This window comes from Candidatus Pelagibacter sp. Uisw_099_02, from assembly GCF_047727625.1.
Taxonomy (GTDB): domain Bacteria; phylum Pseudomonadota; class Alphaproteobacteria; order Pelagibacterales; family Pelagibacteraceae; genus Pelagibacter.
The window spans coordinates 459,594-481,566 of sequence record NZ_CP159822.1; the positions used below are offsets into that span (position 1 = coordinate 459,594).

20 protein-coding genes and 1 pseudogene are annotated in these 21,973 nt (G+C 28.1%); all 21 read left to right on the forward strand.

Going from position 1 to position 21,973, the window contains the following annotated elements; genetic code table 11:
• The first annotated feature begins 1 nt into the window (after position 1).
• The 21 genes and pseudogenes from nuoH (at position 2) to ABXT47_RS02565 (ending at position 21,968) form a co-directional block, all read left to right on the forward strand.
• Positions 2-1,000 (forward strand): NADH-quinone oxidoreductase subunit NuoH, encoded by a 999-nt coding sequence (gene nuoH, locus ABXT47_RS02465; RefSeq protein WP_415309165.1) that lies wholly within the window; start codon positions 2-4, stop codon positions 998-1,000.
• 2 nt (positions 1,001-1,002) lie between these two features.
• The gene (nuoI, locus tag ABXT47_RS02470) at positions 1,003-1,488 is read left to right on the forward strand and encodes an NADH-quinone oxidoreductase subunit NuoI (RefSeq protein WP_415309166.1); all 486 of its coding nucleotides are present in this window, start codon (positions 1,003-1,005) and stop codon (positions 1,486-1,488) included.
• Between the two features lie 5 nt (positions 1,489-1,493).
• Complete coding sequence (locus ABXT47_RS02475) at positions 1,494-2,126, forward strand: NADH-quinone oxidoreductase subunit J (RefSeq protein ID WP_415309167.1); 633 nt, start codon at positions 1,494-1,496, stop codon at positions 2,124-2,126.
• Positions 2,122-2,430, forward strand: a complete 309-nt coding sequence (nuoK, locus tag ABXT47_RS02480) for an NADH-quinone oxidoreductase subunit NuoK (protein WP_415309363.1) — start codon at positions 2,122-2,124, stop codon at positions 2,428-2,430. Before ABXT47_RS02475 ends, nuoK begins: the two co-directional genes overlap by 5 nt.
• 1 nt (position 2,431) lies before the next feature.
• Positions 2,432-4,345 carry an NADH-quinone oxidoreductase subunit L gene (gene nuoL / locus ABXT47_RS02485; protein WP_415309168.1) on the forward strand — a complete coding sequence of 638 codons (1,914 nt, stop codon included), beginning with the start codon at positions 2,432-2,434 and terminating at the stop codon, positions 4,343-4,345.
• Complete coding sequence (locus ABXT47_RS02490; RefSeq protein WP_415309169.1) at positions 4,345-5,838, forward strand: NADH-quinone oxidoreductase subunit M; 1,494 nt, start codon at positions 4,345-4,347, stop codon at positions 5,836-5,838. The genes nuoL and ABXT47_RS02490 overlap by 1 nt, the downstream gene beginning before the upstream one ends.
• Complete coding sequence (nuoN, locus tag ABXT47_RS02495) at positions 5,838-7,253, forward strand: NADH-quinone oxidoreductase subunit NuoN (RefSeq protein WP_415309170.1); 1,416 nt, start codon at positions 5,838-5,840, stop codon at positions 7,251-7,253. The genes ABXT47_RS02490 and nuoN overlap by 1 nt, the downstream gene beginning before the upstream one ends.
• Positions 7,253-7,816 (forward strand): biotin--[acetyl-CoA-carboxylase] ligase, encoded by a 564-nt coding sequence (locus ABXT47_RS02500; protein ID WP_415309171.1) that lies wholly within the window; start codon positions 7,253-7,255, stop codon positions 7,814-7,816. The genes nuoN and ABXT47_RS02500 overlap by 1 nt, the downstream gene beginning before the upstream one ends.
• A complete protein-coding gene (locus ABXT47_RS02505; RefSeq protein ID WP_415309172.1) occupies positions 7,813-8,559 on the forward strand; it encodes a type III pantothenate kinase in 747 nt (248 codons plus the stop codon). Before ABXT47_RS02500 ends, ABXT47_RS02505 begins: the two co-directional genes overlap by 4 nt.
• A gap of 2 nt (positions 8,560-8,561) precedes the next feature.
• The gene (locus tag ABXT47_RS02510) at positions 8,562-10,217 is read left to right on the forward strand and encodes a ribonuclease J (RefSeq protein WP_415309173.1); all 1,656 of its coding nucleotides are present in this window, start codon (positions 8,562-8,564) and stop codon (positions 10,215-10,217) included.
• Entirely contained in the window at positions 10,218-10,463 is a 246-nt protein-coding gene (locus ABXT47_RS02515) for a DUF1467 family protein (RefSeq protein WP_415309174.1), read from the forward strand.
• A gap of 2 nt (positions 10,464-10,465) precedes the next feature.
• Positions 10,466-11,800 carry a proline--tRNA ligase gene (gene proS / locus ABXT47_RS02520; RefSeq protein ID WP_415309175.1) on the forward strand — a complete coding sequence of 445 codons (1,335 nt, stop codon included), beginning with the start codon at positions 10,466-10,468 and terminating at the stop codon, positions 11,798-11,800.
• Entirely contained in the window at positions 11,797-13,029 is a 1,233-nt protein-coding gene (locus tag ABXT47_RS02525) for an FtsX-like permease family protein (RefSeq protein WP_415309176.1), read from the forward strand. The genes proS and ABXT47_RS02525 overlap by 4 nt, the downstream gene beginning before the upstream one ends.
• Complete coding sequence (locus tag ABXT47_RS02530) at positions 13,022-13,708, forward strand: ABC transporter ATP-binding protein (RefSeq protein ID WP_415309177.1); 687 nt, start codon at positions 13,022-13,024, stop codon at positions 13,706-13,708. The genes ABXT47_RS02525 and ABXT47_RS02530 overlap by 8 nt, the downstream gene beginning before the upstream one ends.
• Positions 13,692-17,107: pseudogene (gene dnaE, locus ABXT47_RS02535) on the forward strand (DNA polymerase III subunit alpha). The gene ABXT47_RS02530 and the pseudogene dnaE overlap by 17 nt, the downstream one beginning before the upstream one ends.
• Positions 17,108-17,236: 129 nt before the next feature.
• A complete protein-coding gene (gene rpsB, locus ABXT47_RS02540) occupies positions 17,237-18,058 on the forward strand; it encodes a 30S ribosomal protein S2 (protein WP_415309178.1) in 822 nt (273 codons plus the stop codon).
• Between the two features lies 1 nt (position 18,059).
• Positions 18,060-18,911, forward strand: a complete 852-nt coding sequence (gene tsf, locus ABXT47_RS02545; protein WP_415309179.1) for a translation elongation factor Ts — start codon at positions 18,060-18,062, stop codon at positions 18,909-18,911.
• Positions 18,912-19,463, forward strand: a complete 552-nt coding sequence (gene frr, locus ABXT47_RS02550) for a ribosome recycling factor (RefSeq protein ID WP_415309180.1) — start codon at positions 18,912-18,914, stop codon at positions 19,461-19,463.
• Positions 19,460-20,137, forward strand: coding sequence for a polyprenyl diphosphate synthase (gene uppS / locus ABXT47_RS02555; protein WP_415309181.1), 678 nt, complete (start codon positions 19,460-19,462; stop codon positions 20,135-20,137). The genes frr and uppS overlap by 4 nt, the downstream gene beginning before the upstream one ends.
• Positions 20,137-20,799: a phosphatidate cytidylyltransferase gene (locus tag ABXT47_RS02560; protein WP_415309182.1), complete on the forward strand. Its 663-nt coding sequence runs from the start codon at positions 20,137-20,139 to the stop codon at positions 20,797-20,799. Before uppS ends, ABXT47_RS02560 begins: the two co-directional genes overlap by 1 nt.
• A 2-nt stretch (positions 20,800-20,801) precedes the next feature.
• Positions 20,802-21,968 carry a 1-deoxy-D-xylulose-5-phosphate reductoisomerase gene (locus tag ABXT47_RS02565; RefSeq protein WP_415309183.1) on the forward strand — a complete coding sequence of 389 codons (1,167 nt, stop codon included), beginning with the start codon at positions 20,802-20,804 and terminating at the stop codon, positions 21,966-21,968.
• Positions 21,969-21,973 lie beyond the last annotated feature (5 nt).

Here is a 21,973-nt window from a genome sequence, read left to right on the forward strand (position 1 = left end):
TATGGAATATTTAAGTATAATTTTTTCAGAAAGTTATAAAATTTTATTTTTATTAGTTCCGGTGCTTGTATCTGTTGCAATGATTGTTTGGCTTGATCGTCGTATTTGGGCTTTTGTTCAAAAAAGACAAGGACCTAATGTTGTTGGACCTTTTGGTCTGCTTCAATCCTTAGCTGATGCACTAAAATACATATTTAAAGAAGTTATCATTCCATCAAGCTCTAATAAAATTATATTTATATTAGCACCAATTGTCACCATGACTTTAGCACTAATATCTTGGGCAGTTATCCCTTTCAGTGCAACACAAGTATTAGCAGACATTAATGTTGGTATTCTATATTTATTTGCTGTCTCATCTTTGGGAGTTTATGGAATTATTATGGGTGGTTGGGCTTCGAATTCAAAATATCCCTTTTTAGGAGCAATTAGATCTGCTGCTCAAATGGTATCATATGAAGTTTCAATAGGTGTTATCATCATTAATGTTTTGCTTTGTGTTGGGTCACTAAATTTAAGCGATATAGTTATGGCTCAAAAGAATTTATGGTTTGTAGTTCCATTATTTCCAATGTTTGTAATTTTTTTTATTTCAGCTTTGGCCGAAACTAATCGACCACCATTTGACTTACCTGAAGCTGAAGCCGAACTTGTTGCTGGATATCAAACTGAATATTCTGGAATGATGTATGCAATGTTTTGGTTAGGTGAGTATGCAAATATTCTTCTTATGTGTGCAATGGGATCAATTCTTTTTTTAGGAGGGTGGTTATCACCAATCGAAATTTACCCTTTTACTTTAGTACCAGGAGCTATTTGGTTGATTTTTAAGATTTTATTTCTTTTTATATTGTTTGCATTGGTAAAAGCCATTGTACCAAGATATAGATATGATCAGTTAATGAGATTGGGTTGGAAAATTTTCTTACCTTTATCTTTAACGTGGGTTGTTCTTACAGCAAGTTATTTATTTTATTTTAATCTTTTACCAATTAATTAATTATGAAAATATCAAGAATATTTAAAACAATCTTTATGTTAGATTTTTTAGCTGGCCTAACAATTGCCTTAAGGGAACTCTTTAAAACAAAAAAAACGATAAACTATCCTTTTGAAAAAGGAAAGATTAGTCCACGATTTAGAGGCGAACATGCTTTAAGAAGATACCCAGATGGTGAAGAAAGATGTATTGCTTGTAAATTATGCGAGGCAGTCTGTCCTGCTCAAGCAATTACAATTGAATCTGCTGAAAGAGCAGATGGTAGTAGAAAAACTACTCGATATGACATTGATATGATGAAATGTATTTACTGCGGGCTTTGTGAAGAATCATGTCCTGTAGATGCAATTGTTCAAGGACCAAATTTTGAATTTTCAACTGAAACTAGAGAAGAACTTTATTACAATAAAGAAAAACTTTTAGACAATGGAGATAGATGGGAAAACATTCTAGCTGCAAACATAAAAGCAGATAATCCTTATAGATAATCATTATGTTGGCTCATGCAATTTTTTTTTACATTTTTTCATTAATTGCAATTATTTCTGCAATAATGGTTACTGTTTCTAAAAACACAGTTCATTCTGTTTTCTTTTTAATTTTGGATTTTATTAGTATTTCTTGTTTATTTATAATGATAGGTGCAGAATTTCTTGGAATGATTATGTTAATCGTTTACGTGGGCGCCGTAGCTGTTTTATTTCTGTTTGTTGTTATGATGTTAAATGTAGCTCAACAAAAAAACCAGTGGTTTAGTGCAAGGGAAAGCTCAAAACATATTCCAATTGGATTGATTATTAGTGCTATTATATTTTTTGAATTAATAATTGTTATTGGTGGATGGAAATACAAACCAGATCTTGTTTCTGCTATGTCACTAAATATAGATAATAGCACCAGTAACACTCATGCTATCGGTTATGTTTTATATACTGACTACATACATGTGTTCCAATTAAGTGGAATGATCTTATTAGTTGCTATGGTAGGTGCTATTGTTCTTACTTTTAGAAAAAGATCAGGTGTTAAGAGACAGAGTTATTTCAGTCAAATATCCAGAGAAAGATCTGATGGAGTTGAATTGATTGATGTTGAAAAGAATAGGGGAGTTAAATTTGATGATTGATGTAGGTTTAGGTCACTATCTCACTTTAGGAGCAATAATATTTACAATTGGTATAGTGGGAATATTTCTAAATAGAAAAAATATAATTGTAATATTAATGAGTATTGAGCTTATTCTTTTAGCGGTTAATATTAATTTTGTAGCTTTTTCTATTTTTTTAAATGATATAAGCGGCCAAATTTTTACACTCTTTATATTAACTGTAGCTGCAGCAGAAGCTGCAATTGGACTAGCAATAATAGTGGTTTATTACCGAAATTCTTCAACAATTAGAGTTGAAGAAATAAACAGTTTGAAAGGATAATATGGAATTTGCTTTATTATTTCTTCCATTATTAGCTTCAATTACGTCTGGTTTTTTTGGAAAATTCATTGGTGATAGAAATTCAGAGATAGTTACAAGTTTATTTGTGTCAATTTCAGCACTGCTGTCTTTGATTTTATTTTATCAAGTGATTGTCAGTGGTTATGAAAACAATGTAGTTATTGCAACTTGGATTAATTCAGGAACACTGAATGTAAATTGGTCTATTAAGGTGGATACTTTGTCTTCAGTAATGCTTGTTGTTGTCACTTTGGTTTCTTCATTGGTTCATATCTATTCTATCGGCTATATGTCTCATGATCCACATAAACCAAGGTTTATGGCATATCTTTCTCTTTTTACATTTGCAATGTTAACATTGGTTACATCTGATAATTTTCTTCAATTATTTTTTGGTTGGGAAGGGGTAGGCCTTTGTTCCTATTTTTTAATTGGCTTTTGGTTTAAAAAAGATTCGGCAAATGCAGCTGCCATAAAAGCTTTTGTCGTAAATAGAGTAGGCGATTTTGGATTTGCATTAGGAATATTTTTAATTTTTTATCTATTTGGTACAGTTAATTATTCTGAAGTATTTCAACAAATTCCACAAATTGTTGATAAAGAATTATTATTTTTAGGAATATACATCAATGCTATTGATTTAATTTGTATACTATTATTTATTGGAGCCATGGGTAAGTCGGCCCAAATTTTTTTACACACATGGTTACCAGACGCTATGGAAGGTCCTACACCAGTTTCTGCACTAATACATGCTGCTACAATGGTTACAGCAGGTGTTTTTTTAGTGGTTAGATGCTCTCCAATATTTGAGTATTCTCCTTTAACTTTAAATATTATTACAATAGTTGGAATGACAACTGCTTTTTTTGCTGCAACAATAGCTTTAGTTCAAACTGATATTAAAAAAATAATTGCTTACTCAACATGTAGTCAGCTAGGTTATATGTTTTTCGCAGCTGGTGTTGGTGCTTATAATGTTGCAATGTTTCATTTATTTACTCATGCATTTTTTAAGGCATTACTATTTCTTGGGTCAGGATCTGTGATCCACTCATTTAAAAATGAACAAGATATTAATCAAATGGGAGCTGTCTATAAAAAATTACCCTATACTTGGATTTTAATGATTATTGGCACTTTAGCGCTTACAGGTTTTCCTTTTCTTTCTGGTTTTTATTCAAAAGATGCAATTATAGAATTTGCCTATCTTAGAGGTAATACAGTAGGATTTTATGCTGCAGGTGTTGGTATTTTAACAGCCTTACTTACTTCGATATATTCTTGGAGATTAATCTTTAAAACATTTCATGGAACTTATAATAATCAAAAATTAAAAATTGAAGAGATGCACGAGTCTCCCTTAGTTATGCTGATACCTTTAATTATACTAGCATTAGGAGCAATTTTCGCTGGATTTTTATTTAAAGACTTATTTATTGGTCATGGAGGAGAAAATAATTTTTGGGGGGATTCCATTAAGTTTTTAAACCCACTAAGTACGGACCACCCACCATTATGGGTTATTTTAATTACACCTGTACTTGTTCTTTTATCAATTCCAATTTCTTATTATCTATTTGTAAAAAATAAAAAGCTACCAAATCAATTTGCCCAATCTAACAAACCTTTATATAATTTTTTATTTAATAAGTGGTATTTTGATGAATTATATTACGTTATATTTATCCTGTCTTCAAAAAAACTAGGCCTTTTCTTTTGGAAAGTAGTAGATATAAAAATTATTGATAAGTTTGGACCTGATGGTTTTTCTTTAATAATTAAAAATTTGTCTTTGAGAGCTAGTAAATTTCAAAGTGGATTCATTTATCAATATGCGTTTATGATATTAATAGGCCTTTCAGCTTTATTAACATTTTTAATTTTGAAATAATGAATTTTCCAATTTTATCATCTTTAATTCTTTTACCAACTATAGGAGCTTTATTTTTATTATTTTCAAAAGATAAAAATTCAAATACAGGAAAATATGTTGCATTGTTTACTTCTTTTGTTAATTTTTTAATTTCAATTTATTTATGGTATTTATTTGATCCCTCAACATCTAGTTTTCAATTTGTTGAAAATAGAGAGTGGCTAAAAGGTTTTGTTAATTATAAAGTGGGTATAGATGGAATTTCAATTCTGTTCATAATTCTAACAACACTTATTACTCCATTATGTATAATATCTGTTAACAACACAATTAAAGTAAAGTTAAGAGATTTTCTTATTGCCATATTGGTAATGGAGAGTTTAATGATTGGAGTTTTTTGTTCACTTGATCTAGTTGTCTTTTATTTATTTTTTGAAGCTGGTCTAATACCTATGTTTTTAATTATTGGAATTTGGGGAGGTGAAAGAAGAATTTATTCTGCTTTTAAATTTTTTTTATACACATTGCTAGGATCTGTTTTAATGTTAGTTGCAATAATTTCAATTTTTTGGATTTCTGGTACTACCGATATAGTTCAACTTTATGAATTAGGAATAGATAGAAAATATCAAAACTTATTGTGGCTTGCTTTTTTTAGTTCTTTTGCGGTTAAAACACCTATGTGGCCTGTTCATACTTGGCTACCTGATGCTCACGTTGAAGCACCAACAGCTGGCTCAGTTCTTCTTGCTGCAATTTTATTGAAGATGGCAGGGTATGGTTTTATTAGATTTTCATTAGGCTTATTTCCTGTTGCCTCTGAATTATTTACTCCTTTAGTGTACTCATTAAGTTTAATTGCAATTATTTACGCATCATTAGTTGCTTTAATGCAAGAAGATATGAAAAAACTAATAGCATACTCTTCTGTTGCTCATATGGGTTTTGTAACTTTAGGAATTTTTACAATTACACAGCAGGGTATTGAAGGAAGTATAATTCAAATGATTAGTCATGGGCTTGTTTCAGCTGCTTTATTTTTATGTGTGGGTGTTGTTTATGATCGTATGCACTCAAGGTTAATTAAAACTTATGGTGGTTTAGTTTCAGTGATGCCTAAATATTCAATTTTATTTATGTTATTTACTTTGGCTGCATTAGGCCTACCAGGCACTAGCGGCTTTATAGGAGAATTTCTAATTTTAATGGGCGCATTCAAGGATAATTTTTTGGTAGCAGTTATTGCTAGTTTTGGTGTGATTTTTGGTGCTGCATATATGTTGTGGTTATATAGGAGGGTGGTTTTTGGAAATCTAATAAATAAAGATTTACTAAAAATACCTGATTTAGATAATTCAGAAAAATTTATTTTATGGAGTTTAGCTATACCCGTATTATTCTTTGGCTTTTACCCAGAACCACTTATTAATACAATCGAAGTATCAGTAAATGATTTAATTGAAATGTATAATTTTAACTTAAATATGTTTGGTGCTGAGGTACAAAAATAATGAATAATTTAAATTTTATTTCTCCTGAAATTTTTATCTCTTTATCAATAATGTTTTTATTAACTTTAGGTGTTTTCAAAAAAAATAGTTCAAGTTTAATTCACAATCTTTCAATAACACTATTATTAATTACTGGAATTTTAATATTAAACAATCCTTTTGATAACGAAAAAACTTTATTTAGAAATAGCTACATAATTGACAATCTTTCATCCTTAATGAAAATTATTACAATTGTAGGCGGTGTTTTTGTCTTATCAATTTCAACAAAATATCTAAAAATATCTAAAATTTTTTTAATAGAATATCCAATTTTAATCCTTAGTTCAATTTTAGGAATGATGGTTATGATTAGCTCAAATGATCTTATGGTTTTTTACATTGGTCTTGAATTACAGTCATTAGCCTTGTATGTTTTGGCATCATTTAATAGAGATCAGTTAAAATCTTCTGAATCAGGTCTTAAATATTTTGTATTAAGTGCACTTTCTTCTGGTTTGCTACTTTATGGTTGTTCTTTAATTTATGGATTTTCGGGATCAACTAATTTCAACATTATTGGTAATTCAATGGATTCTAATCATTATGGACTAACATTTGGAATAGTTTTTATCTTAGTTGGATTGGCATTTAAAATATCTGCCGTACCATTTCATATGTGGGCACCAGATGTTTATGAAGGGTCACCAACATCTGTAACACTATTTTTTGCTATAGTTCCTAAAGTTGCAGCTTTAACTGTCTTCATTAGATTTTTATATGTCCCATTTTTTAATATGATTGATCAATGGCAACCTATCATAATTTTTTTATCAATTGCCTCAATGATATTCGGAGCTGTTGCAGCAATTGGACAGAAGAATTTAAAAAGATTAGTAGCATATAGTTCTATAAGTCATATAGGTTACGCTTTAGCAGGACTTTCTGTTGGTACTAATGAAGGTATTCAGTCATCTATAATTTATATCTCTATTTACTTGATAATGAATCTTGGTTTATTCAGTTGCTTATTTATGATGAAAAGAAATGATCAGTACTTTGAGACTATTGATGATTTATCTGGACTATCAAAAAACCACCCAGTTTTATCTTTATCATTACTTGTTATACTTTTTTCATTAGCTGGCATTCCACCATTAGCAGGTTTTTTTGCTAAGCTTTATGTATTTAAATCTGTAATTGAACAATCAATGTATTTCTTAGCAATTATTGGCTTGCTATCAACTGTTATAGCCGCCTTTTATTATTTACGAATAATTAAAGTTATTTATTTTGATGAAGAAAAAGAAAGATATGACACAGATCATAGCCTTTGGTTAAAAATATCATTAGCTGTTTCAACGTTGTTAATTCTTTTGTACTTTATCTTCCCTAGTAAATTGGTGGAAATTGTATCTAACATCAATATTATTTAATGAAGTTAAAAAAGTTCAATTTTAAGATTATAAATAGTACAAACGATTTAGCAATAAAAATAATTAGAAATACCAATAATAAATCAGGAATTGTAATTGCCGAAAAACAAAAAAGAGGAAGGGGTCAGTATGGAAAAAAATGGACCTCCTTTAAAGGTAATTTATTTGTTAGTATTTTTTTTCAACTTAACAAGATTCAATTATCATTGAAAGATTTGACAAAAGTCAATTGTTTTTTAGTTAAAAAATTATTATCAAATTTTTATAAAGGTAATATTATAATTAAAAATCCAAATGATTTGTTGGTAAATAATATGAAAATTTCAGGTATATTACAGGAAACGATATCTAAAGCTGATGAAAAATTTATTATTATAGGAATAGGTGTCAATTTGATTAAGAGTCCAAATATAAAAAATTATTCTACCACAAATCTTTTTGACTTAATTAATGTTAAAATTACCCCTAAAAATGCATCTTTAAAGTTAAAAAAAATTTATGAAACTTTTATTCCAATGTTACCAGAATTTAATATAAAGAATTTAAATAAAAATTTAAAATGATTATTGTTGGCGATATAGGAAACACCGAAACTAAAATTTGTTTAGTAAACTCAAAAAATATTATTATTAAAAGAGTTACTATAATAACAAAAAATATTAGCTCTTCTTTATTGAAAAAATCTTTATTCAACCTAAACTTAAAAGATAAATTGATCCATACATGTTTATTTTGTAGTGTTGTACCAAAATCATTTAATACAATTAAAAGCTTTTTTAATAAAACCTACAAAATTAAATGTCATGAACTGAAAAAGCTTAAAATAAATAAATTAATTAAAATTAAAGTTAACTACAAACAAATTGGCTCAGATAGATTGGCTAATGCAATTAGTGTTATTAATAATAAAGATAATTTTATAATTTTAGATTTTGGAACTGCCACAACATTTGACGTTTTGATTAAAAACACTTATCATGGCGGTGTTATTGCACCTGGCGTTAAACTCTCACTTAATACACTTTCTGATAAAGCAACACAAATTCCTAGAATTAATTTGAAAAAAACAAATAAAGTTATTGGTTTAAACACTATTAGTGCTGTCAGAGCTGGTTTTTTTTGGGGTTATGAAGGTTTAATTGACAATATTGTTAATTTAATTAAGAAAGAGACCAAGATGTCCTTTAAAATTATAATTACTGGAGGATTATCTAATTTATTCAAAAATTCAATTAAAACGAAAGTTACATTAAATAAAGACATTACAATTAACGGCCTGATCAGAGCCAGCAGTTTAATTAAATAAATATGAAAGATGAATTATTATTTTGCCCTTTAGGGGGTTCAGGAGAAATTGGCATGAATATGAACCTGTTTGCCTTCGGAAAACCAGGTGAACATAAATGGATAATGGTTGATATAGGTGTAACGTTTGCTGATGACACCTTACCAGGAATTGATCTAATTTATCCAGATCCTGGATTTATAGTGGATAAAAAAGAAGACCTATTAGGAATTATTCTTACTCATGCCCATGAAGATCACATTGGAGCGATTGCACATCTATGGCCTCAATTAAAATGTAAAATTTTTGCTACTCCATTTACTGCAGTCTTAATAAAAGAAAAATTTAAAGAAAAGAATGTTGATGTAACGAACTATCTAAATATAGTTCAATTAAATGGAACTGTAGATTTAAATCCTTTCAAAATAGAGTACATCACATTAACTCACTCAATTCTTGAACCTAACGGTCTTAGAATTGAAACTCCAGCTGGTGTAATACTGCACACTGGAGATTGGAAAATTGATCCTGAACCACTAATTGGTGATAAAATTAACTCAGACAGACTTAAAGAGGTTGGTAAAGAAGGTGTACTTGCTATGATTTGTGACTCAACAAATGTATTTAGCATGGGTAAAGCAGGATCTGAACTGGATGTTAGAAAAAGTTTGTTAAATATAATGGGTAGCCTTAAAAAAAGAATTGTGATGGCTTCATTTGCATCAAATGTAGCTCGAATGGAAACAGCTTTTTATTGTGCAGAAAAAACTGGCAGACAAATATCACTAGTTGGAAGATCTATGCATAGGATATTTAAAGCAGCAAGACAATGTGGTTATCTAAAAAATGTTATTGAACCTATTGATGCTCGTGAAGCTAAAAATATTTCTAGAGAGAAAATAGTTTATCTTTGTACTGGTAGTCAAGGCGAACCTATGGCTGCTCTCATGAGAATTTCGAGCAATACTCATCCAGATGTTTATATAGAAAAAGATGATGCTGTTATTTTTTCATCAAAAATTATCCCAGGTAATGAAAAAAAATTATACAAACTACAAAACCAATTAGTAAAAGATGGTATTGAAGTTATTTCTGAAGAAAGTGAATTTGTACATGTTTCTGGCCACCCAAATAGAGATGATCTTAGGGAAATGTATGATTGGATAAAACCTCAATGTGCCATTCCTGTTCATGGAGAGCATAGGCATATGATTGAACACATGAAATTTGCCCACGAAATGAAAGTCCCACACCCGGTACAAGTAGAAAATGGCGACATTGTAAAATTAGCTCCAGGCAAACCACATGTTTTTGATAGAGCTCCAAGTGGAAGACTTTATTTAGATGGAAATATGAGTGTTGAAGAAGATTCCCAATCAATTAAAGATAGAAAAAATATTGCTGCAAATGGTTACATGGAGGTAACTGTCTTAATTACACCAAAAGGAAATATTCACAAACGTCCAGTATTAACTTTCAGAGGTTTGCCACTTCACGATGTTGATGAATTCATATATGAATTAGAAGATGCAATAGAAAGTACAACTAGAACTTTTTCTATAAAAAGTAAAAAACAGGAATATAATTTAATTGATGCTTTAAAAATTACTTGTAGAAAATGCGCCAAAGAGATTACTGGCAAAAGACCATTTATAAATATCAATATAGTAAGAATTTAAATGAGTGCAACGGGTCTTGCTATAATCTATATAATAATTTGGTGGATAGTTTTTTTCACGATTCTTCCAATTGACGTAAATAGACAAAAATCTATCAAAATTGATGGTGAGGATGCAGGTTCTCCAGAAAATCCTAAAATGTTAAAAAAATTTATTTATTGTACTGGTATTACAACGGCTATTTTCCTGATAATTTATTTATTGATAAAATATGAAAAGTTAAATTTAAGATATATAATTAATTAAAAATGTATATTTCAAAGTCATTTATTCCAATATTAAAAAATAATCCATCAGAAGCAAAAATAAAATCACACCAATTAATGCTCAGAGTAGGGATGATAAAACAATCTTCTGCAGGTATTTATTCATGGCTACCATTAGGTTTTAAAGTGATGAAAAAAATTGAACAAATTGTAAGAGAAGAACAAAATAAAATTGGCGCACAAGAAATACTTATGCCAACCATTCAACCCAGTGATATTTGGAAAGAAAGTGGACGTTATGATGATTATGGAGATGAAATGCTTCGAATTAAAGACCGACAAGGTAGAGAAATGCTATATGGTCCAACCAATGAAGAGTTGGTTACTGATATATTTAGATCTAATGTTAAATCTTATAAGTCATTACCACAATTATTATATCACATACAATGGAAGTTTAGAGATGAAGTAAGACCTAGATTTGGAATTATGCGTGGTAGAGAGTTTTATATGAAAGACGCCTATTCGTTTGATGTAAATGATGAAGATGCAACTTTCTCATATAATAAATTTTTTTTCTCATATTTAAAAACATTTAAGAGACTAGAACTTTCAGCAATACCAATGGCAGCCGATACAGGACCAATTGGTGGAAATCTTTCTCATGAATTTATTATTTTAGCAGATACTGGTGAAAGTAAAATTTTTACAGATAAAAGAGTTTTTGATTTAGATAGTGAAGGATCTGTAGTGGATAGAAAATCCTTACAAGACTTAAGAAAAAAATATGAACAATATTACGCTGTAGCAGATGAAAAATTTAACAAAGATGAATTTGAAGAAAAAGTATTAGAAGAAAATAGACTGATTACAAAAGGTATAGAAGTAGGTCACATTTTTTATTTTGGAGATAAGTACTCAAAAGCCTTAAATGCAGCTGTAGATCTTCCAGGAGGTAAAAAAGATTTTGTTAAAATGGGATCATATGGAATTGGTGTATCAAGACTAGTTGGTGCAATTATAGAAGCAAAATATGATGAAAAGGATGAAATAATGAAATGGCCATTCTCTGTAGCACCATATGAGCTTGCCATAATTCCAATGATTAATAAAAATGATACATCTGCATTAGATAAAGCTACAAAAATTTTTAAACATTTTGAAAATAACAATATAGATACAATTATTGATGACATGGATGAAAATCTTTCATCTAAAATTAAGAAATTTAATTTAATAGGTGTTCCTTATCAAATTATAATAGGAAAAAAATCAGAAGGTGATCTGTTAGAATTTAAGGAAATAGGAAAAGAACCTAAGAATTTAAATATAGAACAAATAACTAAGATTTTAACTGAATTAAAAGTAAAAAATTGATTTCAACATTAGAAAAAGAGATTACATTTAGATATTTAAAAACCAGAAAAAAAGATGGATTTTTAAATATTATTTCTATTTTTTCGTTCATTGGAATAAGTTTGGGTGTTGCAGTATTAATTATTGTTATGTCGGTCATGAATGGTTTCAGAACTGAATTAGTTAATAAAATTGTAGGATTTAACCCACATGTAACAGTGAAACCTTATGAAAATTCTATAAATTTAGAAATACTTAAAAATAATGATTTAATAAAAATTTCCAAGAAGTTAATTTTTAGTAATTCTGGTGAAGCAATTGTTATTAGCAAAGACTACACTAAAGGGTTAATTTTAAGAGGTTACAGTAGTGAAAACTTTCTAAAACTTGATGTTGTGAAAAAAGGAAATTTAATTGGTAAATCAAACCAATTAACAAAAAATTCAATATCAATAGGTAAAGAATTAAGTTTTAGTTTAGACCTTGGTGTGGGAGATAAAGTGTCAATCATGTCACCAGTAGGCATAGAAACAATTATAGGAAGCTTACCTCGACAAGAAACTTTTATTATTAGTTCAATCTTTGATAGTGGTTTAGCTGATTTTGATGCAAATATTGCTTTCATAAATTTAGAGACATTGGAAAACTTTTTTGGTCTTAAAAAAGAAAAGCGTAACTTAGAAATTTATTTGTACAATCCCTCTAATATTAAAGAAGAAAAAAATAAAATTCAAAAAATATTCAAAAATAACTTTGTATATAGTTGGGCTGATATGAATAGTTCATTGTTTTCTGCATTAAAAGTTGAAAGAAATGTAATGTTTATAATTTTATCTTTGATTATTATAGTGGCTGCTTTTAATATTATTTCAGGTCTTACAATTTTGGTTAAAAATAAGACAAGAGATATAGCTATATTAAAGTCTATTGGCGTCCTGAATAAATCTATTGTTAAGATATTTTTTCTTGTTGGTGTTATTATTGGAACTACAGCAACTTTTTTTGGAATTTTTTTAGGTATAATGTTTTCTTTATATATAGAAAACTTGAGAGAATTCTTAAGTAATATATTTAATATAAACTTGTTTCCTGAAGAGATTTATTTTTTAAGCACAATGCCTTCTGAAATAAATACAACTTCAATTTTTATTATTTCTTTTTGTTCAATTTTTGTAACTATTATTGTTTCAATTTTTCCAGCAATAAAAGCTTCAAAATTAGACCCAGTTAAAGGACTCAAGTATGAATAATTTGATATCATTAAAAAACATATCAAAATCTTTTTCTAACAATAAAAAAATAAATGTTTTAAAAAAAATTAATTATTCTTTTAAAAAAGGTAAGATTTATTCTCTTGTTGGTCCCTCTGGATCGGGAAAGTCTACATTATTAAATGTTTTATCAATGATAGATAAACCTACCACTGGTTCATTGTTAATTGATAGTAAACCAGTAAACTTTAATGAGAATGCAAAAAATGATAAAATTAGATCAAGTAAAATTGGTATTATCTATCAACAAAATAATTTACTTCCAGATTTTACTGCATTAGAGAATGTTTATTTAGCTGGTTTAGCTTTAACCAATGATAAAAAAAACTCAATTGATCGAGCAAAAAAAATCATAAAAATAATGGGTCTTTCATCACGTGAAGCACATTTTCCTTCAGAACTATCAGGGGGTGAAATGCAAAGAATTGCAATGGCTAGAGCACTTATTAACGAACCTGAAATTATATTAGCAGACGAGCCTACTGGCAGTTTAGACCATACAACAGCAAAGGAGGTTTTTAATGTTTTATATAAATTAAAAAATAAAAACAGATTAATAATTTATGCAACTCACAATAGATTTTTTGCTAATATGGCTGATTGCAAATTAGAAATGATTGATGGTAATATAAAAACTATCAATGCCAGAATTAAATAATCAAAACTTTAATCACTTAAAAATTCACACACAGTATTCAATCTGCGAAGGTGCTATCAAAATTGATAATTTAAAAGATTTTTGTAAAGAAAAAAAAATACCTTGTTTAGGTCTTTCTGATACATCCAATTTATGTGGTGCGTTGGAGTTTGCTGAAAATATCTCTAAGGTTGGCACTCAACCAATTATTGGCACTCAAATATATTTTAAATTTGAAGACACAACAGGGCTATTACCTTTGATAGCTCTTAATGAAAATGGATATAAGAGAATCATAGAGCTTTCTTCAAGATCTTACCTAGAAAATGACGCTCTATCTGACCCTCATTTAGATATTAAGGAACTTTTAATAGATACTGAAGGAGTGTCCTTATTTTCGGGAACTATCCAGGGTTTGTTTGGTAAATTATTTGAAAAAGGTCGTTTAGACGAAATCTCAAAACTATATAAGAACTTATCATCAAAATTTAAAGATAATTTTTACTTAGAAATCCAAAGACATGGCGATCAAAATGAAATTGCTTTTGAAAAATTCAATTTAGAACAATCTCTAAAAATTAAGATACCAATTATTGCGACTAATGAAGTTTATTATTTAACACCTGACATGCACGAAGCCCATGATGCGTTAACTTGTATTGGTTCCAAAACTTATATTAATGAAAAAAACAGAATTAAATTTAGCAACCAACATTATTTTAAATCTAATGAAGAAATGTCAAAACTATTTTCAGATATTCCTGAAGCTTTAGAAAATAACTTCAATTTACCATTTAAATGCAATTTTAGACCACAGTTTTCGAAACCTGTACTTCCAAATATTAGTTCTGAAAAAGGGGGTAGTGCTGATGAAATACTAAAAAAAGATTCATTAGATGGTTTAAAAGAAAAATTTCTCAAAGTTTTTAAAATTGAAGAAAGCAAATTAGAAACTGATGACAAATTTTTAAAATATAAAGATAGACTAGATCATGAGCTAAAGATCATAATTGAAATGAAATACCCTAGTTATTTCTTGATTGTGTCTGATTATATTAAATGGGCTAAGAGTAATGATATTCCTGTAGGACCAGGCAGAGGTTCTGGAGCAGGTTCGCTTGTAGCTTGGTGTCTATCTATTACAGATGTTGACCCAATTAAATTTAATTTAATATTTGAACGTTTTTTAAATCCTGACCGTGTGTCAATGCCTGACTTTGATATAGATTTTTGTGAGGAAAAAAGAGATCTTGTTTTTAAATATTTAACAACAAAATACAAAGATAGCGTTGCCCATATAATCACATTTGGAAAATTAAAAGCAAGAATGGTTATTAGAGATGTTGGTAGAGTACTAGGTTTGCCATATGGTTTTGTTGATAGTATTTCAAAAATGATACCTTTTGACCCTTCCAGACCTCAAAGTCTAACTGAGTGTATTAATAGCGAGCCAAGACTTAAAAAATTAGTTAATGAGGATCCTCGTGTTAAAAAATTAACTGATCTTTCTTTAAAATTAGAAGGTTTGAATAGAAATGTAGCAACTCATGCAGCAGGTGTTGTAATTGCGGATAGAAAATTAACTGAAGTTGTGCCTTTATACAAAGATGCATCTGCCGATTTATTATTACCTTCTACACAATTTGACATGTATTCAGCAGAAAATGCTGGCTTAATTAAGTTTGATTTTTTAGGATTAAAAACTTTAACGGTAATTAATAGAACGCAAAAGTTGATTAATAAAAAAGTTAAAAATTTCAAAATTGAAGATATTGACTTTGATGATCAAAAAGTTTTCGAACTTTTGTCTTCTGGTAATACTGTTGGATTATTCCAGGTTGAGAGCGCCGGTATGCGTGAAGCATTATTGCAGATGAAACCCAACCATATTGAAGATATTATTGCACTAGTGGCTCTTTATCGTCCAGGACCCATGAGTAACATACCAGTTTATAATGACTGTAAACATGGAAGACAAACACCTGATTATTTACACCCACTACTTGAAGATATTTTAAAACCTACATATGGAGTTATTATTTATCAAGAACAGGTGATGCAAATAGCGCAAAAACTCTCAGGTTTTACTGCAGGTGAGGCTGATATATTAAGAAGAGCTATGGGAAAAAAAAAAGAGCCGAACTAGAAAAACAAAAACAAGGATTTATTGCTGGTGCTCTGAAAAATGGAATTAGTAAAGAAGTTGCAGCAAGTATATTTTTAAAAATTGAACCATTTGCTGAATATGGATTTAATAAAAGTCATGCAGCCGCTTATGCTATAATTTCTTATCAAACGGCATTTTTAAAAACTTATTTTCCTAAAGAGTTTTTTGCAGCTTCGATGACAATGGATATTTCAAATCAAAATAAATTGAGTGAATTTCATGAAGAATTAAAAAGAATTAATATTAAAGTTATAAGACCTGATGTTAACAAGTGTTTTGCAGATTTTCAATTTGATGAGGATAATTTTTATTATGCTCTTGGTGGAATTAAAAGTGTTGGTTATGAAGCAATAGCAAATGTTGTTAAAGAAAGAAAAGAAAATGGTGAATTCAAATCTATAAATAATTTTTTAAACAGAGTTAACCCTAAAGATATTAACAAACTCCAACTAGAAGGTTTAGTTAAAGCAGGAGCTTTTGATAATATAGATAGTAATAGACAAGCATTGTTTAATTCAATTCCAAATTTTATTTTAAAAACGAAAAACATTCATGAAAACAAAGCAGCAAATCAAATTGATCTTTTTGGTTCAGATGAAGAACAAGATAATGAAATAATTTTTAATATTGAAGATTGGAAATTTGAAGATCGATTATCAAGAGAATTTGAAGCTATTGGATTTTTTATATCCGACCATCCTTTAAATCAATTTAAAGAAATTTTTAATGATTATAAAATAATTGATTATGCAATGTTCAGCTTAGATGACAATACAAAAGATGCAAATATTGCAGCAACTGTTTTAAAAATTTCTGAAAGAAAAACTGCAAAAGGTAACTCATACGCAGTTATTAAATTTACTGATTTGACCAGTGTTTTTGAGCTTTTTCTTTTTTCAGACATTCTAGAATTAAATAGAGAGGTTTTGGTTGAAGGTAATTCTTTAATTATAACTTTAATTAAAACTATTTCGAATGATGAAAATAAACTTAAAAGGATAAATGTTCAAAAAATAGCATCACTTCCAGATCTTTTTAATAAACCAATTAGCGAAATTATTTTTAATATTAAATCAATCAAGGATATTGATAAAATATCAAATTTAATTAATGAAGATGGAACTACCAAGGTAAAAATAAATATTAATGACAAAGATAAAAATGTTAGCTTTGAACTTAAGAATAAACGACTTATTGATAGAAAAGCTATAAATATCATTAGAAATAATGATATTTCGACCATAATTCACTAAAAAAGACTTGTTTGTTTTACAAATAATTTGTAAATAACTCTTAAATTAAATTAACACGCACACAGTTTGTGGTTTTATACCTCCGGTCCTTAGATGGAAATTACTGTGGTGGCTTAACCGGGAATAAATATGAAAATACCAAGTCTAACTATACAACAATTATTAGAAGCAGGCGTTCACCTAGGTCATAAGACTTTAAGATGGAATCCAAAGATGAAAAAATACATCTTTGGTAAAAGAGATTCAATTCACATTATTGATTTAACACAGACATTAGAATTAACAAATGTGGCATTAGAAAAAGTTTACAATACAATTGCAAATAATGGAAAAATTCTTTTTGTCTCTACTAAAAAACAAGCATCAGAAGCTATTGCAGAAGTTGCAAAAGAAACTGGACAATTTTTTGTAAATTACAGGTGGTTAGGAGGCATGTTAACTAACTGGGGAACAATTTCAGGTTCGATAAAAAAGATGAAGAAATATGAAGCTGATCTTGTTGCTGAGAATAGAGGCTTTACAAAAAAAGAACTTTTGAAAATGAGTGTTAAAAAAGATAAATTAGAAAGGGCTCTTGGTGGAATTGCTGAAATGAAAAAAGTTCCTGATTTAGTATTTATCATAGACACAAACTATGAATCACTAGCCATAGCTGAAGCATCTAAGTTGGGCATTCCTATTTGTGCCATTTTAGATAGTAATTCAAATCCAGATGGTATTGATTTTCCTATTCCTGGCAACGATGACGCCAGAAGAGCAATCGATCTTTATTGCAACCTAATAAAAGAAACTATTGAAAATGCAAAAAAAGCAGCTCCATCTAAAACTGAAGACAAACCGGAAGTTGAAAATATTAATACAAAAGAAAAATCTACTAAAACTGTTCAGGAGTTAGATAGAGAAAAACTAGATGCTAAATTCTCCAAAAAAGATAAAGAAAAGCTAAATTAATATGAGCGATATAGAAAAAGTAAAACAATTAAGAGAAGCAACAGGTGCAGGTTTTAAAGATTGCAATTTAGCGGTTAAAGAATCTTGTGGTGATTTAGATAAAGCTGTAGAAATTTTAAGAGTTAAAGGAATTTCTAAAGCTTCTAAAAAAATGTCCAGAGATGCAAAAGAAGGTGTAATTGCAACTTCAGGAGATGAGAATAAGATTTCAGTGATAGAAGTAAATTGTGAAACAGATTTTGTTGCAAAAAATGATGATTTTGTTTCTTTTGCAAAAGAACTAAGCGATTTAAATAATAAAAACAATTCTGATTTAGATGAATTAAATAAGTCTAACATGTTAAATGGTCAAACTGTTGAAAATAATCTAATTTCATTAATTGCAAAAATGGGTGAAAAAATAACAATAGGTAAGACTAAAACATTTAATCAATCAGGTGCTAAAAATTTTAATTATTTACATACAATAGTTAAAGACAATTTAGCTAAATTATCTGTTATAACTTCTATTGAAACGAAAGATAACAGCGAAGCAGTTAGAACTTTTGGCAAACAACTTTCAATGCATATAGCTGCATCTAATCCATTAGCATTAAATTCTGATTTAATTGACAAAGAGGTAATTCAAAAAGAACAGGATCTTGTTACGGAGGAATTAAAAAGTTCTGGAAAAACAGAAGAGATTGCTCAAAAAATCAGTCTAGGAAAAATGAGTAAATTTAAGGAAGAAAATTCCTTGTTAACACAGTCTTGGGTAATGGAACCAAAAAAGAAAGTACAAGAAATTGTTAAAGAACTAAATATACCTGATTTAAAGATCAATGATTTCTTTAGAATAAAGATAGGTGAATAAATGTTTGAAGAAAAAACGTATAATCAAAAAATGGATAAAACCATTGAGGTTTTTTCAAAAGAATTAACATCACTAAGAACTGGAAGAGCGAATGCTTCAATGCTGGACTTAGTTAAGGTTGATGTTTATGGGCAAAAGATGCCTTTAAATCAAGTTTCTAGTATAACAACTCCAGATGCAAGAACAATCAATATTCAAGTTTGGGATCTTAATAATGTTCCATTAGTTGATTCAGCGATTAAAAAATCTGAACTTGGTTTAAACCCACAAATTGATGGACAATTGATTAGACTACCAGTTCCTGATTTAAATGAAGAGAGAAGGTCTGAGATAAAAAAATTAATTAAATCTATTGGAGAAAAATGTAAAGTTTCAATTAGAAACATAAGACGTGAAGCTAATGATGAATTAAAAAGTTTAGTAAAGAATAAAGAAATTAGCGAAGATGACGAAAAAAAAAATGAAAAGATAATTCAAATTTTTACAGATGATCATATCAAATGCATTGATCAAAAAGTAGAATCTAAAGAAAAAGAAATAATGACTATATGAGTCCAATTAAACATGTTGCCATCATTATGGATGGAAACGGTAGATGGGGTCTCAAACACAAAAATTCAAGAAATTTAGGACATAGAGCTGGTTTAAATACAGTGGAGACAGTTATTGACGAATGTATAAAAGAAAAGATTAAATATTTAACACTTTATACATTTTCTACAGAAAATTGGAAAAGACCTAAAAAAGAAATAAATTTTTTATTTAACTTATTAGAAAATTTCTTAATTAAAAGAGTTAAAGATTTAATAAAAAATAAAATTAGTGTCAAATTTATAGGCGAATTAAGTAAATTACCAATAACGCTTAAAACTTTGATTAAAACATCTGAAAAAAAAACATTACAAAATTCAATTATTCAAATTAATGTTGCATTAAATTATGGTTCAAAAGGTGAATTAATAAATGCCTTAAGGTCAATTAATAAAAAGAAAATTAAAATAAACGAGCAAAATATTGATAAAAACTTGTTTACTAAAGGTATACCCGATCCTGAAATATTGATAAGAACAGGTAACACTCAAAGACTAAGTAATTTTTTACTTTGGCAATCAGCATATACAGAAATTTTTTTTGAAAAAAAACTGTGGCCTGATTTTAGCAAAAAAGATTTTAAAAAAATATTAACTAAATTTAAATATATAAAGAGAAATTTTGGATCAATTTAATGGGCTCTGAATTAAAAAAAAGAATAGTTACTTCACTTTTATTGTTGTTATTATTAACAATAATGTACTTTTTCTCTTTCATGATGATTATATCACTGATTGTGATTGCAATAATTATTTGGATTGAATTTTATGCTTTATTATCTAAAATATTTATTAAAAATTCAATTAATCATAAATTTTATAGATTTATATTTAAATCAATTTCGTTATTGTATCTATCATTGTTGGTTTATTATTTATTTTATATTGAATCTTACCATCAAGATTTAAAAGTTTACCTAATATATTCAATTCTTGTTGCTATACTTTCTGATATAGGTGGCTTAGTAATTGGCAAGTTTTTTAAAGGAAAAAAACTTACAAAAATTAGTCCAAACAAAACTGTGTCTGGATCTATTGGGTCTTTTGTTTTTTCATTGTTTTTGATTCCTTTATTTAATGAAACATTGATTAAGTACGATCTTTTAATATTAATTGTAATTACATTGTTTATATCTTTAACCACTCAAATAGGAGATTTACTTATCTCTTATATAAAAAGAAAAGCAAAAGTTAAAAACACCAGCGATTTACTACCAGGCCATGGAGGTATTCTTGACAGAGTAGATGGTATAATCTTTGCTATTCCAATTGGGCTTCTACTATTTAATATTTTTTAAATATGAAAAAAAAAATTGTCATTCTAGGGTCAACAGGTTCAATCGGTAAAACCGTGCTAGATGTTATCAAAAAGGATCAAAAAAAATTTGAAATAACACTTCTAACAGCAAATAGTAATATCAATAAATTATTGAAACAGGCAAAAATTTTCAATGTTAAAAATTTAATCATTACAAATAAAACTAAATATAATTATGCAAAAAAAAAATTAATTGATAAAAATGTTAATATTTATAATGATTTCAAATCAATTAACAAAATTTTAAAGAATAAAAAAATTTATTATACTATGAATGCCATATCTGGATTAATTGGATTGGATCCAACATTAAGAATTATCAAATTTACTAATAAAATTGCTATTGCAAATAAAGAATCCATAATATGTGGTTGGAATTTAATAAAAAAAAAACTCGACTTTTATAAAACTGACTTTATTCCAGTTGATTCTGAACATTTTTCAATATGGTCATTAATTAATAAGCACAATATTGGTAATATAGAGAGGGTTTTTATTACTGCTTCTGGTGGACCATTCAATAAGCTAGATTTAAAAAAATTTAAATTTATAACAAGAAAAAAAGCACTTACTCATCCTAATTGGAAAATGGGAAGAAAAATTACAATAGACTCAGCAACTATGATGAATAAAGTTTTTGAAGTTATTGAAGCTAAAAATATTTTTAACTTACAATATAATAAAATATCAATTTTAGTTCATCCCAAATCTTATGTTCATGCCATAGTTAAGTTTCATAATGGTTTAACTAAAATTTTGATTCATGATACTAATATGACGATCCCAATTTTTAATTCTCTGTATTTTAACAGTCAAAAAAAAATAAAATCTAAGGGATTAAATATTGATCTATTAAATAATCTTGATTTTCAAGGTATCAATTTTAAAAAATTTCCTGTTACAAAAATAATTAACACTTTGCCAATTAAACAATCTTTATTTGAAACAGTTATCGTAACTGCTAATGATACACTTGTTGATATGTTTTTAAAAGGGAAGATAAATTTTTTAGATATTTCAAAAATACTATTAAAAATTATTAAGAATAAAGACTTTGTGAAATATAAGAAAATCAAACCAAAAAATATTAGTCAAATCAACCAAATTAGTGATTATGTTCGTTTTAAAATTGACTCTTTAAGTATATAAGACAG

Bases quoted from the DNA above. Each gene is read 5' to 3' on its own strand.
- nuoH (WP_415309165.1), top strand. From the start codon at position 2: ATGGAATATTTAAGTATAATTTTTTCAGAAAGTTATAAAATTTTATTT.
- nuoI (WP_415309166.1), top strand. From the start codon at position 1,003: ATGAAAATATCAAGAATATTTAAAACAATCTTTATGTTAGATTTTTTA.
- ABXT47_RS02475 (WP_415309167.1), top strand. From the start codon at position 1,494: ATGTTGGCTCATGCAATTTTTTTTTACATTTTTTCATTAATTGCAATT.
- nuoL (WP_415309168.1), top strand. From the start codon at position 2,432: ATGGAATTTGCTTTATTATTTCTTCCATTATTAGCTTCAATTACGTCT.
- ABXT47_RS02490 (WP_415309169.1), top strand. From the start codon at position 4,345: ATGAATTTTCCAATTTTATCATCTTTAATTCTTTTACCAACTATAGGA.
- nuoN (WP_415309170.1), top strand. From the start codon at position 5,838: ATGAATAATTTAAATTTTATTTCTCCTGAAATTTTTATCTCTTTATCA.
- ABXT47_RS02500 (WP_415309171.1), top strand. From the start codon at position 7,253: ATGAAGTTAAAAAAGTTCAATTTTAAGATTATAAATAGTACAAACGAT.
- ABXT47_RS02505 (WP_415309172.1), top strand. From the start codon at position 7,813: ATGATTATTGTTGGCGATATAGGAAACACCGAAACTAAAATTTGTTTA.
- ABXT47_RS02510 (WP_415309173.1), top strand. From the start codon at position 8,562: ATGAAAGATGAATTATTATTTTGCCCTTTAGGGGGTTCAGGAGAAATT.
- ABXT47_RS02515 (WP_415309174.1), top strand. From the start codon at position 10,218: ATGAGTGCAACGGGTCTTGCTATAATCTATATAATAATTTGGTGGATA.
- proS (WP_415309175.1), top strand. From the start codon at position 10,466: ATGTATATTTCAAAGTCATTTATTCCAATATTAAAAAATAATCCATCA.
- ABXT47_RS02530 (WP_415309177.1), top strand. From the start codon at position 13,022: ATGAATAATTTGATATCATTAAAAAACATATCAAAATCTTTTTCTAAC.
- rpsB (WP_415309178.1), top strand. From the start codon at position 17,237: ATGAAAATACCAAGTCTAACTATACAACAATTATTAGAAGCAGGCGTT.
- tsf (WP_415309179.1), top strand. From the start codon at position 18,060: ATGAGCGATATAGAAAAAGTAAAACAATTAAGAGAAGCAACAGGTGCA.
- frr (WP_415309180.1), top strand. From the start codon at position 18,912: ATGTTTGAAGAAAAAACGTATAATCAAAAAATGGATAAAACCATTGAG.
- uppS (WP_415309181.1), top strand. From the start codon at position 19,460: ATGAGTCCAATTAAACATGTTGCCATCATTATGGATGGAAACGGTAGA.
- ABXT47_RS02560 (WP_415309182.1), top strand. From the start codon at position 20,137: ATGGGCTCTGAATTAAAAAAAAGAATAGTTACTTCACTTTTATTGTTG.
- ABXT47_RS02565 (WP_415309183.1), top strand. From the start codon at position 20,802: ATGAAAAAAAAAATTGTCATTCTAGGGTCAACAGGTTCAATCGGTAAA.